The organism is Streptomyces sp. NPDC055189 (assembly GCF_053606765.1).
Map to the genome: position 1 here is coordinate 12951 of NZ_JBSGSG010000067.1, position 15622 is coordinate 28572.

At 71.2% G+C, this 15622-nt stretch carries 14 protein-coding genes and 1 riboswitch; of the genes, 9 read left to right on the forward strand and 5 right to left on the reverse strand.

All coding sequences use genetic code 11. From position 1 onward, the window contains the following. Window positions 1-106: 106 nt before the first annotated feature. The 3 genes from aceB to metE all read left to right on the forward strand — a co-directional run bounded on the left by aceB (window position 107) and on the right by metE (window position 5484). The gene (gene aceB, locus ACWFR3_RS33930) at window positions 107-1699 is read left to right on the forward strand and encodes a malate synthase A (RefSeq protein ID WP_453738521.1); all 1593 of its coding nucleotides are present in this window, start codon (window positions 107-109) and stop codon (window positions 1697-1699) included. Continuing rightward, window positions 1696-2565, forward strand: a complete 870-nt coding sequence (locus tag ACWFR3_RS33935; RefSeq protein WP_453738522.1) for a 3-hydroxybutyryl-CoA dehydrogenase — start codon at window positions 1696-1698, stop codon at window positions 2563-2565. Before aceB ends, ACWFR3_RS33935 begins: the two co-directional genes overlap by 4 nt. A 218-nt stretch (window positions 2566-2783) precedes the next feature. Beyond that, window positions 2784-2999: riboswitch (cobalamin riboswitch) on the forward strand. Between the two features lie 163 nt (window positions 3000-3162). Further along, complete coding sequence (gene metE, locus ACWFR3_RS33940; RefSeq protein ID WP_453738523.1) at window positions 3163-5484, forward strand: 5-methyltetrahydropteroyltriglutamate--homocysteine S-methyltransferase; 2322 nt, start codon at window positions 3163-3165, stop codon at window positions 5482-5484. A 67-nt stretch (window positions 5485-5551) separates the two neighbouring features. Here metE and ACWFR3_RS33945 read toward each other — a convergent pair whose 3' ends face one another. Then, on the reverse strand, window positions 5552-6043 hold the full coding sequence (locus ACWFR3_RS33945; protein WP_453738524.1) for a MarR family winged helix-turn-helix transcriptional regulator: 492 nt from the start codon (window positions 6041-6043) through the stop codon (window positions 5552-5554). A 263-nt stretch (window positions 6044-6306) separates the two neighbouring features. Between ACWFR3_RS33945 and ACWFR3_RS33950 the strand changes: the two genes are divergently transcribed. The 6 genes from ACWFR3_RS33950 to ACWFR3_RS33975 are packed head-to-tail and all read left to right on the forward strand — an operon-like array spanning window position 6307 to window position 12901. Then, window positions 6307-7230, forward strand: a complete 924-nt coding sequence (locus ACWFR3_RS33950; protein ID WP_453738557.1) for an SDR family NAD(P)-dependent oxidoreductase — start codon at window positions 6307-6309, stop codon at window positions 7228-7230. A gap of 5 nt (window positions 7231-7235) precedes the next feature. Next, window positions 7236-8108 carry an amidohydrolase family protein gene (locus tag ACWFR3_RS33955; RefSeq protein WP_453738525.1) on the forward strand — a complete coding sequence of 291 codons (873 nt, stop codon included), beginning with the start codon at window positions 7236-7238 and terminating at the stop codon, window positions 8106-8108. A gap of 11 nt (window positions 8109-8119) precedes the next feature. Then, window positions 8120-9655 (forward strand): o-succinylbenzoate--CoA ligase, encoded by a 1536-nt coding sequence (gene menE, locus ACWFR3_RS33960; protein ID WP_453738526.1) that lies wholly within the window; start codon window positions 8120-8122, stop codon window positions 9653-9655. Beyond that, a complete protein-coding gene (locus ACWFR3_RS33965) occupies window positions 9652-10107 on the forward strand; it encodes a MaoC family dehydratase (protein ID WP_453738527.1) in 456 nt (151 codons plus the stop codon). Before menE ends, ACWFR3_RS33965 begins: the two co-directional genes overlap by 4 nt. Before the next feature lie 14 nt (window positions 10108-10121). Then, window positions 10122-11489: an MFS transporter gene (locus ACWFR3_RS33970; RefSeq protein WP_453738528.1), complete on the forward strand. Its 1368-nt coding sequence runs from the start codon at window positions 10122-10124 to the stop codon at window positions 11487-11489. Further along, window positions 11486-12901: an alpha/beta hydrolase family protein gene (locus ACWFR3_RS33975; protein WP_453738529.1), complete on the forward strand. Its 1416-nt coding sequence runs from the start codon at window positions 11486-11488 to the stop codon at window positions 12899-12901. Before ACWFR3_RS33970 ends, ACWFR3_RS33975 begins: the two co-directional genes overlap by 4 nt. Here the strand turns inward: ACWFR3_RS33975 and ACWFR3_RS33980 are convergent. The 4 genes from ACWFR3_RS33980 to ACWFR3_RS33995 all read right to left on the reverse strand — a co-directional run bounded on the left by ACWFR3_RS33980 (window position 12883) and on the right by ACWFR3_RS33995 (window position 15512). After that, on the reverse strand, window positions 12883-13530 hold the full coding sequence (locus tag ACWFR3_RS33980) for a response regulator transcription factor (protein WP_453738530.1): 648 nt from the start codon (window positions 13528-13530) through the stop codon (window positions 12883-12885). The genes ACWFR3_RS33975 and ACWFR3_RS33980 overlap by 19 nt on opposite strands. After that, window positions 13515-14774, reverse strand: a complete 1260-nt coding sequence (locus ACWFR3_RS33985) for a sensor histidine kinase (protein ID WP_453738531.1) — start codon at window positions 14772-14774, stop codon at window positions 13515-13517. Before ACWFR3_RS33985 ends, ACWFR3_RS33980 begins: the two co-directional genes overlap by 16 nt. A 129-nt stretch (window positions 14775-14903) precedes the next feature. Beyond that, a complete protein-coding gene (locus ACWFR3_RS33990) occupies window positions 14904-15251 on the reverse strand; it encodes an NAD-binding protein (RefSeq protein ID WP_453738532.1) in 348 nt (115 codons plus the stop codon). Window positions 15252-15284: 33 nt separating this feature from the next. Then, window positions 15285-15512, reverse strand: a complete 228-nt coding sequence (locus ACWFR3_RS33995; RefSeq protein ID WP_453738533.1) for a hypothetical protein — start codon at window positions 15510-15512, stop codon at window positions 15285-15287. Between the last annotated feature and the right edge of the window lie 110 nt (window positions 15513-15622).

Below are 15622 nucleotides of genomic sequence, written 5' to 3' on the forward strand. Positions count from 1 at the left end.
GGTCGAGCGCGCCCACGCGGCGGAGCCGCACATGTCGCGGCCCCGCTCCCCTGCGGGGCGGCTTCACCGGCCCGTCAGTCCCCACCACCCAGTTGAGGAGACCCGCATGTCCATCTCCGCTACGACCAGCCGTGCCCAGGTCCTCGGCGTACCGGGTCACCGGCACGACGAGGTCCTCACCCCCGGGGCCCTTGAGTTCGTCGGGCGTCTCGTCGACGCCTTCGCCGACCGCCGCCTGGAGATCCTCAAGGAGCGCACGCGGGTCGGGGCCCGCCTCGCCTCCGGCTCTCCGCTGGACTTCTCCATCGCCACCGCCCGCATACGGGCGGACGACACGTGGCAGGTGGCGCCCCCGGCGCCCGGACTGACCGACCGCCGCGTGGAGATCACCGGGCCGCCGGAGCGCGCGATGACGGTCAACGCCCTCAACTCCGGTGCGCAGGTATGGATGGCCGACTTCGAGGACGCCACCTCACCCACCTGGGACAACATCATCGGCGGCCAGCTGAACCTGCTCGACGCCATCGAGCGCAGGATCGACTTCGCCACGCCGGAGGGCAGGCAGTACCGGCTCGGCGAGCGGACCGCCACCATCGTCGTGCGCCCGCGCGGCTGGCACCTGACCGAAGAGCACCTGGAGATCGGCGGCAGGCCCGCCCCCGCATCCCTCGTGGACTTCGGGCTCTACTTCTTCCACTGCGCCCAGCGCCAGATCGACGCAGGGCGCGGCCCGTACTTCTACCTGCCGAAGCTGGAGAACCGCGACGAGGCACGGCTGTGGAACGACGTGTTCGTCCTCGCCCAGGACCTCATCGGCATCCCCCGCGGCACGATCCGGGCCACCGTCCTGATCGAGACCATCACCGCGGCCTTCCAGATGGAAGAGATCCTCTACGAACTCCGCGAGCACAGCTCGGGGCTCAACGCGGGCCGCTGGTACTACCTCTTCAGCCTCATCAAGACCTTCGGTCACCGCACCGATTTCCTGCTGCCCGACCGGGCGAAGGTCACCATGACCGCCCCCTTCATGCGCGCGTACACCGAACTCCTCGTAAGCACCTGCCACAAGCGGGGCGCCCACGCCATCGGCGGCATGGCCGCCCACGTGCCCGCCAAGGACCCCGACGCCCACCGGGCGGCCCTCGCCACGGTCCGCCTCGACAAGGAACGCGAGGCCGAGGACGGCTTCGACGGCTCCTGGGTGGCCCACCCCGCCCTTGTCCCCGTCTGCCGCGAGGTGTTCGAGGGGGTGCTCGGCGCCCGCCCGCACCAGATCGACCGCGTCCGCAGCGACGTCGAGGTGACGGCGGCGCAGCTGCTCTCCGTGCGCCGCATCAGCGCGCCGCCCACATCGGAAGGGCTGCGCACCAACATCGCGGTCGCCGTGCGCTACTTCGCCGCCTGGCTGCACGGGCAGGGAGCCGTCGCCCTGTACGGCCTCATGGAGGACGCCGCCACCGCCGAGATCGCCCGGGTGCAGATCTGGCAATGGCTGCGGCACCGGGCCGTCGGCCGGGAGACGGTGCTGGAGCTGCTCGGCGACGAGCTCGCCGCCCTGGGCGCGGAGTATCCATGGGCCCCGGTCGAGGACATCCGCGCCCTCTTCGAACGCACCGCCCTGGCACGGGAGTTGCCCGCGTTCTTCCCCACGGACGCCTACACCCGACACCTCGTGCACCGCCCGGAGCGACGGTCATGACCGCGGCCATCCGCCGGGTCGGCGTGGTGGGCGGGGGCCAGATGGGCGCCGGGATCGCCGAGGTGTGCGCCCGCGCCGGTCTGGACACCGTGGTCTGCGAGGCCGACGCCCTGGCTGCCCGCGCCGCCCGCGAGCGCGTGGCCGTCTCGCTCGAACGTGCCGTCCAGCGCGGCAAGCTGGACCGCATCAGCGCCGAGGACGCGCTGGCCCGCATGATCTTCACCGGCAGCCCGGACGATCTGGCCGACCGACAGCTCGTCGTCGAGGCCGTCGTGGAGGACACCGCCGCGAAGACGGAGCTCTTCGCGACCCTGGACAAGGTCGTCGAGGACCCCGAAGCGATCCTCGCCACCAACACCTCCTCCATCCCGGTCATGCGCCTGGGCATGGCGACCCGGCGTGCCGACCGCGTCCTCGGGCTGCACTTCTTCAACCCGGCCCCCGTCCTTCCCCTGGTCGAGGTCGTCTCCTCGCTGCACACGGGCGCGCGGACGCTCGCCGCCGTCGAGGACTTCGCTTCGCACACCCTGGGCAAGACGGTCGTCCGGTCCAGGGACAGAGCGGGCTTCGTCGTCAACGCCCTGCTCATCCCCTACCTGCTCTCGGCGATCCGGATGGCCGAGTCCGGCTTCGCCACGGCCGCCGACGTGGACGCGGGCATGGAGCTGGGCTGCGCGCACCCGATGGGGCCGCTGAAACTGGCCGATCTGATCGGCCTGGACACGGTCGCCTCCATCGCGGCATCGCTCTACGAAGAGTTCAAGGAACCCCTGTACGCCCCGCCACCGCTGCTGCGGCGCATGGTGGAAGCGGGTCTGCTTGGCCGCAAGAGCGGGCGCGGGTTCCACACCTACGACCAGGGCTGAGGGGCCCGGGTCCGCCGCCGGGCCGAGGGGCCTGCGGCTGCTGTGGGCGGGGGCGCGGAACAGAGTGGTGATCTGTTCCGCGCCCCCGCATGCGCTGCCCCGCCTCCGCATGCGCCGCCCGCCTCCGCATGCGCTGCCCCGCCTCAGGAGTTGGGGGCCGTGTCTCACCTCACGGTCCGGATTGTGATCAGTGGTGCCCAACAGGCCGACCACCCTTTAGCCTGGCCAGTGCAGCTGGTTCGCCCTGTCCGCCAGACAGGAGCGTCGCAAGAGGGAACCCGGTGGGAATCCGGGACTGCCCCGCAGCGGTGAGTGGGAACGACCGCCGTCATACGCACTGGATCCACGCGGATCCGGGAAGCGACGGCCAGTAGGAATCTGCCCCGGCAGATGTGCCCGCGAGTCCGAAGACCTGCCCGTTGCCCGTACGTGATCCCTCACGTACGGAAATTCCGGTGACCTCGTGGGCGGGTCGGCGTACAGATCAGGCGGAGCACCGCGCTCGTGGCGCGGGTGGGATCCGCCGGGTCCGTCACCCCTTCGCGCCCGTGTCCCGTCACCGGGGTTCTCAGGAGTCATCTCGCGAAGGAGATTTCCGTGACATCGAAGTCCGCAGCCGCGGCAGCACGGTCCACCGTGTACGGCTACCCCCGCCAGGGCCCCCACCGGGAACTGAAGAAGGCCGTCGAGGGCTACTGGAAGGGCCGCGTCACCGCCGACGCCCTGCGGGACACCGCGGCCCGACTGCGCGCGGCCACCTGGCAGCACCTGGCCGACGCCGGCATCAGTGAAGTGCCCACCGGTGACTTCTCGTACTACGACCACGTACTGGACACCAGCGTCATGGTCGGCGCCGTCCCCCAGCGGCACCGCGAGGCCGTCGAGAACGACGCCCTCGACGGCTACTTCGCGATGGCCCGCGGTACCCGGGACGTGGCGCCGCTCGAAATGACCAAGTGGTTCGACACCAACTACCACTACCTCGTACCGGAACTCGGTCCCGACACCGTCTTCACCGCCGACTCCGCCAAGCAGGTCGCCGAGCTGAAGGAGGCCATCGCGCTGGGCCTCGCCGCCCGTCCGGTCCTGGTCGGCCCGGTCACCTATCTGCTCCTCGCCAAGCCCGCACCCGGCGTCGCCGCCGGCTTCGAGCCGCTCACGCTGCTCGACCGGCTCCTTCCCGTGTACGCCGAGGTCCTCGCCGACCTGCGCGCGGCAGGCGCCGAATGGGTACAGCTCGACGAGCCCGCCCTGGTCCAGGACCGCACCCCGGCCGAACTCAACGCCGCCGCCCGCGCCTACCGCGACCTCGGCGCCCTCACCGACCGTCCGCAGCTCCTGGTCGCCTCCTACTTCGGCAGGCTCGGCGAGGCGCTGCCGGTGCTCGCCAAGGCGCCGGTCGAGGGGCTCGCCCTGGACTTCACCGAGTCCGCCGCGAGCCAGCTCCAGGATCTCGCCGCCGTCGGCGGGCTTCCCGGCAAGCGTCTTGTCGCGGGCGTCGTCAACGGCCGCAACATCTGGATCAACGACCTGTCGAAGTCGCTGTCCACGCTGGGCACGCTGCTGGGTCTGGCCGACCGGGTCGACGTCTCCGCGTCCTGCTCCCTGCTCCACGTCCCGCTGGACTCCGCCGCCGAACGGGACATCGACCCGCAGATCGCCCGCTGGCTCGCCTTCGCCCACCAGAAGACCGCCGAGATCGCCACACTGGCCCGCGGCCTGGCCCAGGGCACGGGCGCCATCACGGCCGAACTGTCCGCCAACCGGGCCGATTTGGCGTCCCGCTCGGGCTCGGCCCTGACCCACGATCCGGCCGTACGCTCCCGCGTCGCCGCCGTCACCGACTCCGACGCCCGCCGCGCACACGCCTACCCGGATCGGGCCGCGGCCCAGCGGGCCCGCCTCGGCCTGCCGCAGCTGCCCACCACCACCATCGGCTCCTTCCCCCAGACCACCGAACTGCGCACGGCTCGCGCCGATCTGCGCGCCGGACGCATCGACACGGCGGGTTACGAGGAGCGCATCAAGAACGAGATCCGCGAGGTCCTCGCCTTCCAGGAGAAGGCAGGCATCGACGTCCTGGTGCACGGCGAGCCCGAGCGCAACGACATGGTGCAGTACTTCGCCGAGCAGCTCACCGGCTACCTCGCAACGCAGCACGGCTGGGTCCAGTCGTACGGCACCCGCTATGTGCGCCCGCCGGTCCTCGCGGGCGACATCTCACGGCCCGAGCCGATGACAGTGCGCTGGACGTCGTACGCGAGCTCCCTGACCGAACGCCCCGTCAAGGGCATGCTCACCGGCCCGGTCACCATGCTCGCCTGGTCCTTCGTCCGTGACGACCAGCCGCTCGGCGACACGGCCCGCCAGGTCGCCCTCGCCCTGCGCGACGAGGTCAACGACTTGGAGAGGGCGGGTACTTCGGTCATCCAGGTCGACGAGCCCGCGCTGCGCGAGACCCTCCCGCTGCGCACCGCCGAGCACGCCGCGTACCTGGACTGGGCCACGGAATCCTTCCGCCTGACCACCAGCGGCGTACGTCCGGACACCCAGATCCACACCCACATGTGCTACGCCGAGTTCGGCGACATCGTCCAGGCCATCGACGACCTAGACGCCGACGTCATCAGCCTGGAGGCCGCCCGCTCCCACATGCAGGTGGCGCGCGAACTCGCCGAGCACGGCTACCCGCGCGAGGCGGGCCCCGGCGTCTACGACATCCACTCCCCGCGCGTACCCAGCACCGAGGAGGCAGCGGCCCTGCTGCGCAAGGGACTTGAGGCCATCCCCGCGGAGCGCCTGTGGGTGAACCCCGACTGCGGCCTCAAGACCCGCGGCTGGCCCGAGACCAAGGCCTCCCTGGAGAACCTGGTCGCGGCGGCACGCGAGGTGAGGTCGGAGCTGCCGACGGGCTCCTGACCCGAACACTCCGACCGGGGCGGCCATTCGAGGACGAGTGGCCGCCCCGGTCCGAGGCGTCGGCACTTCAGCCGCCGTCCGTATGCGCCACCCGCGACAGCAGCGCATGCAGCATCTCCCGCTCCCCCGCGCCCAGCGGAGCAAGCAGCTCGTCGGTCACACCCCGGGCCACCTCGTCCGAGTCCCGCAGGAAGTCATGCCCCGCAGGGGCGAGCGCCACGATGCGTCGGCGGCGGTCGTCGGGGGCCGGGCGGCGTTCGACGAAGCCGAGGCGTTCCAGGTCGTCGACCAGGCCGACGATCGCGCTGGGGTCGTAGCCCAGCTCCTGGCTCAGTTCGCGCTGGGCCGCGCCTTCCACGGTGGCCAGATAGCGCAGTAGCGCGTAGTGCCGCAGGCGCAGGCCGGATCTCTGGAGCGCCGCGTTGAAGAGCTGGCCCGAGCGCAGACCGAGGCGGTAGAGCAAGTAGCCCGCGTCGGCGTGCAGGCCTCTCATCCAGGGCGCGCCCTCGTCGACGGACCCTTCCTCGACGGGCTCGGCGGTCGTCTTCCGGCTGGTCATGAGGGGCGCTCTCCCTGATCGGTGGTTCGCGGGGCGTACCGGCGGTCGTCGCCGACGGTCTCAACAGTCTCCAGCATGCCGCATGATCGATGTTGGCAACAATCATTGACGACAACAATGGTTTGTCTTAGCTTCCTTTCCACGGGCCTGCATCGCGGGCCTGCATCACGGGCCGACATCACGGGCCGGCACCGACCGGAATCGCGTGCCCTGTGCCCGCCGACCCATACGCATTCGCAGCCTGTTGAAGGGGTTTCCCAGTGCTGGACTCACACACCGTGGACCTGAGCGGCAAGGCCGCCGTCGTCACGGGTTCGGGGCGCGGCCTCGGTCTCGCCTATGCCTGCGCCCTGGCTCGCGCCGGGGCAGCCGTGGTCGTCAACGACGTCGACGAGCAGGCGGCCGAGCAGGCCGTCAAGACCATCACGGAGGCGGGCGGACGCGCCGTCGCGGAGGTGGCGGCGGTCGGCACGGGTGAAGCCGCCGACCGCCTTGTGGCCCGCGCCGTCGCGGAGTTCGGGCGGCTCGACGCGATGGTGACCAACGCCGGAATCCTGCGCGACCGGGTGCTGTGGAAGATGACCGACGAGGACTTCGACGCGGTCGTCACCACCCATCTGCGGGGCACCTTCACCTGCGCCCGCGCCGCCGCCGTACGCATGCGGGAGCAGGGCGAGGGCGGCAGCCTGATCCTGGTCGGCTCCCCCGCCGGGCAGCGCGGCAACTTCGGGCAGACCAATTACGCCGCCGCCAAAGCCGGGATCGCCGCCATGGTCCGTACGTGGTCGATGGAGCTGGCCAGGGCCGGCATCACCGTCAACGCGATCGTGCCGGTGGCCGCCACCGCGATGACCGAGACCATCCCCGCTTTCGCCCCGTACATCGAGGCGATGAAGGAGGGGCAGCCGCTGCCTGACTTCCTGCGCAAGGGCGAGGGGTTCGGGACGGCCGACGACTGCGCCGCGCTCGTGCCCTTCCTCGCCTCCCGCTCCGCCCGCGACGTGACCGGGCAGTGCGTCGGCATCGGCGGCGACCGCCTGGCCCTGTGGTCGCACCCGCAGGAGAACTCCGTTGCGTACGCGGACGGCGGCTGGACCCCGGAGACCATCGCCGCCGCCTGGCACACCTCGGTGGGCAGCGCCCCGGAGCCGGTCGGCATCCCCGCCCCCAAGATCCCGGGGGCGTGAGGGCGATGGACCTTGCCGAGCTCACCGCCATCGACGTCCACACACATGCCGAGGTCTCCTCGCAGGGGCACGCCTCGCTAGACGAGGACCTCGACGCCGCCTCCAGCGCGTACTTCAAGGTCGAGGGGCGCACCCGGAAGCCCACCTTGGAGGAGATGGCCGCCTATTACCGCGAGCGCAAGATGGCCGCCGTCGTCTTCACCGTGGACGCCGAGTCCGCCACCGGCACCGTGCCCGTCCCGAACGAGGAGGTCGCCGAGGCGGCGGCCGCCCACCCCGACGTGCTGATTCCGTTCGCGTCCATCGATCCGTTCCGGGGGAAGGCGGGCGTACGGCAGGCCCGCCGGCTCGTGGAGGACCACGGGGTCAAGGGCTTCAAGTTCCATCCCAGCATCCAGGGTTTCTTCCCCAACGACCGTGCTCTCGCCTACGCGTTGTACGAGGTCATCGAGGAGACCGGCTGTGTCGCCCTCTTCCACACCGGGCAGACCGGCATCGGCGCGGGTGTGCCCGGAGGCGGCGGGATCCGGCTGAAGTACTCGAATCCGATGCACGTCGACGACGTGGCCGCCGACTTCCCGCACCTGAAGATCATCCTCGCGCACCCGTCCTTCCCCTGGCAGGACGAGGCCCTCGCCGTCGCCACGCACAAGCCGGGCGTGCACATCGACCTGTCGGGGTGGTCGCCCAAATACTTCCCGCCCCAACTCGTCCACTACGCCAACACCTTGCTCAAGGACAAGGTGCTCTTCGGTTCCGACTTCCCCGTCCTCACGCCCGACCGGTGGCTCGCCGACTTCGCGAAGCTGACGATCAAGGACGAGGTCCGCCCCAAGATCCTCAAGGAGAACGCCGCCCGCCTGCTCGGGCTCAAGTAGAGGGGCACGCCATGCGCAACGAAGGACTCGGCTCCTGGCCCGCGCGCCGGGCCCGCAAGACCCCGCACCGCACCGCCCTCACCCACGAGGGCCGCGCCGTCAGCTACGCCGCCCTGCACTCCCGCGTCCTTCGGCTCGCCCACGCCCTGCGCGCAAGGGGCGTCCGGCGCGGGGACCGGGTCGCCTACCTCGGGCCCAACCATCCGGCCTTCCTGGAGACGTTCTTCGCCGCCGGCGCGCTCGGAGCGGTCTTCGTACCGCTCAACACCCGTCTGACCGCGGCCGAGATCACCTACCAGCTCGCCGACGCGGGCGCCCGCACGCTCGTCCACTCCCCCGCGCACACCCCTGTCGTGGTGGAGCTGCTGCGGGCAGCGCAGGTGGATTTCCTCGCCGAAGTCGGTCCGGAATACGAAGAGTTGCTTGAGCACTCCGCCGAGGAGCCCCTGGACGAGGCGGTCGGTCCCGACGACGTGTGCCTCCTGATGTACACCTCCGGAACCACCGGCCGCCCCAAGGGCGCCATGCTCACCCACGCCAACCTCACCTGGAACGCGGTCAACGTCCTGGTCGACACCGACCTCACCGCCGACACCGTCGCCCTGGTCTCCGCCCCGCTCTTCCACGCCGCGGCCCTCGGCATGCTCGCCCTCCCCGTGCTCCTCAAGGGCGGTCACTGCCTGCTCGTCGAGTCCTTCGACCCGGCCGGAGCCCTCGATCAGGTTGCGGAGCACAAGGTCAGCGCGATGTTCGGGGTGCCCACGATGTACGAGCGCCTCACCCGCGAACCGCGCTGGCAGGTGGCCGACCTGTCCTCGCTGCGCACCCTGATGTGCGGCGGCGCGCCCGTACCGACGCCACTGATCGAGGCGTACGCCAAGCGCGGGCTCGCCTTCCAGCAGGGGTACGGCATGACGGAGGCCTCGCCCGGCGCGCTCTATCTCGACGCCGAGCACGCGGAGCGCAAGGCGGGCACGGCCGGGGTGCCGCACTTCTTCACCGACATACGTGTCGTACGCCCCGACCTCAGCCCGGCGGACACCGGGGAGACCGGTGAGGTGCTCGTGCGGGGGCCCCATGTCATGGCGGGCTACTGGCAGTTGCCCGACGAGACCGCCGCCGCCTTCGCCGACGGATGGTTCCGCACCGGCGACGCGGCCCGGGTGGACGCCGACGGCTTCGTCACCATCGCCGACCGCCTCAAGGACATGATCATCTCCGGGGGCGAGAACATCTACCCCGCCGAGGTCGAGAGCGCGCTCCTCGCCCACCCCGACGTGGCGGAGTGCGCCGTCATCGGCGTGCCGGATACGCGCTGGGGCGAGGTGCCGCGCGCCGTCGTCGTGCCCCGCGACGGCACGGCCCCCGCCCCGGACGACGTGCTCGCCTTCCTCGCGGGCCGGCTCGCCAAGTACAAGATCCCCAAATCGGTGGTGTGCGTGCCCGAACTGCCGCGCACCGCCTCCGGGAAGCTCCACAAGCCCAGCCTGCGCCGCGAACACGGCGGCGCGCAGACGACGAACCCCGAGGGAGAAACACTCCAATGACCGTCACCGCCAACGGACTTGCCGAACTGCACGCACTCGCCGGCAGCGACCTCGGCGTCACCGACTGGCTGGAGGTCGGCCAGGACCGTATCGACACCTTCGCCGACGCGACCGACGACCACCAGTGGATCCACACCGACGCCGAGAAGGCCGCACAAGGGCCCTTCGGCGCGCCGATCGCCCACGGCTACCTCACCCTGTCCCTCTTCATCCCGCTCTTCACCGACCTCCTCGACGTGCGGGGCGTCACCACGAAGGTCAACTACGGCCTGGACAAGGTGCGTTTCCCCGCCCCCGTCAAGGCGGGCTTCCGGATACGCCTGCGCGCCGCGCTCGCCTCCGTCGACGACGTGCGGGGCGGGGTGCAGATCGCCGTCGACGGCACGGTCGAGATCGAGGGCGGCGACAAGCCGGCCTGCGTCCTGCGGAGCCTTTCCCGCTTCTACGCCTGAGGAGCACCGGCACCATGACGCATCCGCCCACCGGCAAGACGAACACCGAGGCCGGGCCCGGCGAGAGATCCGGGCAACTGCGCCGCGTCGCCCTGTCCGGACTGCTCGGCACGGCGATCGAGTTCTACGACTTCCTCGTGTACGGCACGGTCGCCGCGCTCGTCTTCGGTGAACTCTTCTTCCCCGATGCCGAACCGGCGGTGGGCACCGTGGCCGCCTTCGGCACGTTCGCCGCGGGCTATCTCGCCCGGCCACTCGGCGGCATCGTCTTCGGCCACTTCGGCGACCGCATCGGTCGCAAGTCGATGATGCTCCTGACCATGGTCCTGATGGGCGCGGGCAGCTTCCTCATCGGGCTGCTTCCCACGTACGACGCGATCGGCGTCTGGGCGCCCGTGCTGCTCGTCCTGCTCCGCGTCGTGCAGGGCATCGCCATCGGCGGCGAGTGGGGCGGCGCCACGCTCATGGTCGCCGAGCACGCGGGCGACCGGCCGCGCGGCCTGTGGACCAGCTTCACCCAGCTCGGCGCCCCGCTGGGCACGGTCCTTTCCACCGGGGTCGTCACGCTGGTGAGCACCCTGCCCGACGACGACTTCCGGGCCTGGGGCTGGCGGGTGCCGTTCCTGCTCTCCTTCCTGCTGCTCGGCGCGGGCCTCTACATCCGCCTCAAGGTCACCGAGAGCCCGCTCTTCGCGTCGCTCTCGCAGCGCCGGGAGCGGGCACGGATGCCGCTGCTCGAAGTCCTGCGCGCGCCGCGCCCGGTGCTGCTCGCCTCGGCGGTCGGCATCGGCCCGTTCACCGCGCAGGCGCTGATGACGAGCTTCATGATCTCGTACGCCGTCGACGCGGGCTATACGCGCCCGCAGGTGCTCACCGGGGTCACCGTCGCCTCCTGCGTGGCCCTGGTGGTCCTGCCGTGCGCGAACCTCCTCTCCGACCGCTTCGGACGCCGGCCCCTGGTCCTGGCCGGGGCCCTGCTCTCGGCGGCCACCGCTTTCCCGGTCTTCGCGCTCGTGGACAGCCACCGGCCCGGCCTGCTGATCCTCGCCTGCGTGATCGGGCACGGGATCGCCCAGTCCGTGATGTACGGGCCGCTCGGCGCCCTGTTCAGCGAGATGTTCTCGACGCGGGTGCGCTACACCGGCGCATCGCTGGGCTACCAGACCGCGACGCTGCTGGGCGCCGGATTCTCGCCGCTGATAGCCAGCGGGCTGCTCGCCGCCCACGACTCCAGCGACGCCGTCGCCCTGCTCCTGACGGGCGGGGGCGTGGTCACGGCGCTCGCCGTCTGGCGGGTCAAGGAGACCAACACACGTGACCTCGCCGCACAACCCGTTCCGCTCGCACAGGACCCCTCACCCGTACGAGGAGAATCCCTATGACACGCACGGCCGGATCACGCACCACGCGACGACACGGCGCCCGGCAGCCCGCGGTCGGTCTCGCGGCCCTGCTGCTCGTCGTGGCGGCGGCCCCCGCATCCGCCACACCGTCCGTCTCCCGCCACCTGGAGGGCACCCTCCCCTCCGGCGCCGCGTACGTGATCGACACCCCGGACCAGTGGAACGGCACCGTGCTGCTCTTCAGCCATGGCTACCGCCCCGAGGGCTCGCCCAACCCGGCCGCCAACGCCCCCGACGAGCCCACCAAGAGGCTGCTCCTGCAGGAGGGTTACGCCCTCGTCGGCTCCTCGTACGCGAGAACCGGCTGGGCCGTCGAGCAGGCGGTGCCCGACCAGCTGGCCGCGCTCGACACCTTCACCGGGGAGATCGGCGCGGCCCGCCGGACGCTCGCCTGGGGCCAGTCGCTCGGCGGTCTGATCACCACGACGATCGCCGAACGCCATCCGGGGCGCATCGACGGCTCCTTGTCCATGTGCGGCCTCGTGCACGGCGGGGTCGCGAACTGGAACTCAACGCTGGACGCCACGTTCGCCCTGCGCACCCTCCTCGCGCCCGGTTCCGGTGACGCGGACGTACGGCTGACGGGCTTCAAGGACGCCGCCGACGCGGCCACTTCAGCCAAGCGGCTCGGCGAGAGCCTGGGCACGGCGCAGAACACCGCGGACGGCCGGGCCCGCATCGCCCTCGCCGCCGCGCTGCACAACATTCCCGGCTGGAACGATCCGCGCACACCACGGCCCGCCCCGGACGACTACCCCGCTCAGCAGGCGAACCAGTACACGGCGGTACGCGGCCTGGTGGCGCAGCCCGGCTTCGCCTGGCGGGAGGAGGCCGAGCGCCGCGCGGGCGGCAACATGTCCTGGAACACAGGCGTCGACTACTCGGCGATGCTGGCCCATTCTTCCCAGTACAAGGAGGTCAAGGCCCTCTACAAGTCGGCGGGCCGCTCCCTCGGCGGCGACCTCCGCGACCTGGCCCGTGCGCCCCGCATCGGCGCGGACCCGCGTGCGGTGCGCTACATGGCCGACCACGCGGCGCCCTCCGGCCGCCTCGACAAGCCCCAGTTCACCATTCACACCACCGGCGACGCCCTTGTGCCCGTCCAGACGGAGAGCGCCTACCGGCAGGCGGTAGCCGAAACGGGCCGCTCCCCGCTGCTGCGCCAGGCGTACACCGAGAACGCCGGACACTGCACCTTCAGCCCCGGCGAACACCTCGCCGCCCTGCACACGATCGACCACCGGATCACGACGGGTAAATGGGGCGACACCTCCCCCGCCACCCTCAACTCCCGTACTCAACAGGCCGATCCGACTTCCGCCGCCCGCTACACGACTTACCTCCCCGGCCCGTACCCCCGTGCCTTCAAGGGTCAGGGATTGTTGAGATAGGTGAGGACGGCGAGAACACGACGGTTGTTGCTGTCGTCATCGGTGATGCCCAGTTTGCCGAACAGGGAGGTGGTGTACTTGCTGATCGCGCTGTCGCTCAGGAAGAGCCGGCGGGCGATGGCCTGGTTGGACAGGCCTTCGGCCATGAGGGCGAGCACGGAGTGTTCGCGTTCGGTGAGCCCTTCGAGCCTCCGGTTCGAGGAACCGCTGGACAGCAGTTTCGCGATGACGGCGGGGTCCATGGCGGTCCCGCCGGCGGCGACGCGTTCGAGGGCATCGATGAACTGATCCGCGTCGAACACGCTCTCCTTGAGGAAGTACCCGATGCCGCCCGCGCCGTCGCTCAACAGCTCCCTGGCATAGAGCTGTTCGACGTACTGGGAGAGGATCAGGACCGGCAGGCCGGGTCGTTCCCCGCGGGCGGCGAGAGCGGCCCGCAGGCCCTCGTCCGTCTGGGTCGGCGGCATGCGGACGTCGACGACGGCGACGTCCGGGCGCCACTTCAGGAGCGCGTCGAGCGTCTCGGGTCCGGTGGCCGCCGTGGCCACCACCTGGTGTCCGCATGCCTCGATGAGGCGGACCATTCCGTCGCGCAGGAGGTAGAGATCTTCGGCTACAACGATTCGCATGGCACCACTATTCTCACGCGGGTCGGTCCCCCTGCCGGGCTGGTGAGCTCCAGGGTGCCGTCGAAGACCGCGAGGCGGCGGCGCAGTCCCGCGAGTCCGCCGTCGGCGCGCACCCTCGCGCCGCCCCTGCCGTCGTCCTCGACCTCGATCGCGAGACGCGCCCCGTCCCGCTCGACGGAGATCCGTGCCCGGTCCGCCCGGGCGTGCTTGACCGCGTTGGTCAGGAGTTCGGCGACGGCGAAGTACAGGGCGGACTCGATGGGCGGGTCCAGGCGGAGCCGGAGGTCGGTGCTGACAGTCGCTTCGAGCGGGCTGTCCAGGGCGAGCGCGCGAACGGCGTCGATGAGCCCGCGGTCGTTCAGGACGGGCGGGTTGATTCCGTGGACCAGTTCGCGGAGCTCGGTCAGTGACGCGGTCGCTCCGGCCCGCGCTTCCCGCATCAGCTTCCTTGCCCGGTCGGGGTCGGTCTCCATCAGCTTCTCGGCAGTGGCGAGGGAGAGGCCGAGCCCGACGAGGCGGGCCTGCGCCCCGTCGTGCAGGTCCCGTTCGATCCGGCGGATCTCGGCGGCCTGCGCGATCGTGGTGTCCGCGCGCTGGGCCGTCAGCTCGTCCACCCGGTCCGCGAGGACCATCGCGGAGGACGGACGCAGGAAGCGCCCGGCCACCGGCCCGACCGGCCGCCAGGCGTAGGGTGCGCTCGCGACGGCCACGACCAGACCGAGCGCCCCGACGAGGCGCGTGGAAGGGTCCGGCAGGCCGAAGCCGATGACCGCCGCGGCGAGGCCGGCCGGCGGGACGGCCGCGATCAGTCCCGCGGTGAACGGGGCGATCCCCGTGAAGCGCAGGTCACGCCAGTTGGCCGGATCACTCAATCGGATCCGCCACCGCTGGTCCATGAGGGCGTCCCGGCGGGTGCGTTCGTAGGAGAAGCCGTTCCACCAGTACCCGGTGGACATCCGCACCACGGGCTCGGCCTGCCGGTATCCGGCGGGGACGACGGTGCCGGTCCACCTCGCGGCGAGGAGCCTGAACATCCGGCAGACGGGGCGCGACAGGGCGAGCGTGCCGCCGCACACCACCACGACCGGCGCCACCCACGACCACGGGTTGCCCGCCCCCCACCGGATCCCCAGCGCCACGGCGGCGGCCCAGACGGCCGGGACCAGCATGCTGACGACCACCACCACGCACGCCCGGAGAAACCCCACGCAGGCGCTCCCCGCCCACGACACGACCTGTCGCATGCCCCGTCCTTCTGCTTCACCGTCCCCGGCCGCTCCGGCTCGGTGCCTCCACTGTGCACGGCGCGGGGCCGGACGCGGTCCGGGTCGGCGTTGAAGTGGGTCTGGACCTACCCGACCGGGCGTCCAGGCCTATACGGCCACAGGCCCGCCGGTCACCCCGGCACCGAGCCGGAACTCCCGTCCCGCCAGTGCCTCGTACAGCCGGACCGGCGTCATCTCTCCTGCCAGGTCGCCGTGCTGGGACTTGGCCCGGCGGTAGATCTGCTCGACCAGGGCCGACAGTTCGGTGGAGACGCCGAGGTCCCGTCCCAGGTCCACGGCGAGACCCAGGTCCTTGCAGGCCAGCGCCATGGCGAACGAGTCGTCGTAGTCGCCGTCCGAGAGGATGGACATGATGTCGCGCTCGAGGAAGTTCGACGCGGCGGGGCTGGCGAGCAGCGCGTGAGCCATGCCGCTCACCGGAGGGTCCAGCGCCACATGCTCGGCGGCGGCCTCGGGGTGGGAGTCGACTCACAGATGGCGTGGCGGACTGTTCCTGATGGCTGAGCGGCGGGCCCACAGTGCGCAGGCGAGCAGCACGAGGCCGGCGAGACAGTAGGCCCACGCATTGATGCTGCCCCTGGCCGCGCCGACGGCCCAGGCCAGCGACCAGATGGCGAGCAGGACGCTCAGGGCGGTCCAGGCGAGCGTCCACATCTGGTTGCGCGCCGCGAGACGTTGCGGAGTACCTCGTTCCATCTCACCCATGTCAGGCGAGTCACGATGCTCATCACGAATCGTCATGACTTGCCGGGTGCCCACGACCGGACGTTCGAATCACCCTCGTACCGTGTATGGCCGCGGCCGCG